At 67.2% G+C, this 1,141-nt stretch carries 2 protein-coding genes; both read right to left on the bottom strand.

Going from position 1 to position 1,141, the window contains the following annotated elements; genetic code table 11:
- Positions 1-161: trehalase-like domain-containing protein (locus ACY45C_RS19815; RefSeq protein WP_462189071.1), on the bottom strand; the 161-nt coding region annotated here is incomplete at its 3' end.
- A 187-nt stretch (positions 162-348) separates the two neighbouring features.
- Positions 349-1,141, bottom strand: a 793-nt coding sequence (locus ACY45C_RS19820) for a rhomboid family intramembrane serine protease (RefSeq protein WP_462189064.1), incomplete at its 5' end; no start/stop codon positions are given.

The raw sequence follows: 1,141 nt of genomic DNA on the forward strand, positions 1-1,141 counted from the left end.
GACCCGAAGACACTCGGGGCGTCGGGCCGGGGCACGCACATCCACTCGACGTTGCCGCTGGGGGCAACGAGACAGGACGTCTCACAGTCGGACAGGAATCCGTACTCGGCGATCGGCGGGAAGGGACTGCCCCCGCTGCGCCGCACCGGTGAATATGCCATCTGCTCCCCCTGCCCGCGCCGTGCCACGGCATCCATCACGCTATCGCCACCACACATAGATCGCTACTATGAGTATTGACAAGAAAGCGAATGGTAGCTGCTACTCGGCGGCGTGCAAGCGTCGCGGCCGTCCTCGCCCCCGCGACCGGGGCTGCCGCACTACAGCCGTCGGACTACAGCTGTCGGGCTACACCAGTGTCGACGACTTGATGATCGCGGCGACGAACAGCAACGCGAGCACGGCGGCGACCCCGCCCGCTTGGAGCAGCACCCGGCGGGGCGAGACGTAAGCGTAGATCAGACCGATGACGGCACCGACGGCCAGCCCACCGAGATGCCCCCATTTGTCGATGTTGCTGAACGAGAAGGTGATGGCGAGGTTGATCCCGAGCACGATGAGGATCTGCCGGGAGTCAACCCGCAGGCGGCGGGCGATGATGTAGTAGGCGGCGAAGAACGCGAAGATCGCGGTGGATGCGCCGACCGACACGGTGAACCCGTCACCGAGCACGTAACTCAGGGTGTTCCCACCGAGCGCCCCTGCCACGAACAGCGCGAGGTACCGGGCCCGCCCGAGGATCGCCTCGAGCTGAAACCCGAGCAGGTACAGCGCGTACATATTGAACAGGATGTGGAGCACGCCGGCGTGCAGGAAGGCCGCGGTCAGCAGCCGGTAGTACTGGTCGTCCGCCGCGATCTGGATGCCGATCATGGCGAAGTCGCCGGTGAAGCGGTTGAAGGTGCCGCGGCCGGTCAACCCGGGCGCGCCCTGCAGGATGTAGGCGACGACGCACAGGCCGATGAAGATCTGGGTGACCAGCCCCTGCCGGGCGACCTGGGCCGGGCCACCGAGTGTGGTCCGCGTTCGGCGCTGCGGCGTGGAGCGGTCGCCCTCCTCCGGGCAGTGGAAGCCAACCGCCGCCGGGCGCATGCAATCGGGGCAGATGGGCCGGCCGCAGCGATGGCAGGAGACGTAGGTC

The sequence above is a fragment of the Frankia sp. CcWB2 genome (assembly GCF_977927585.1).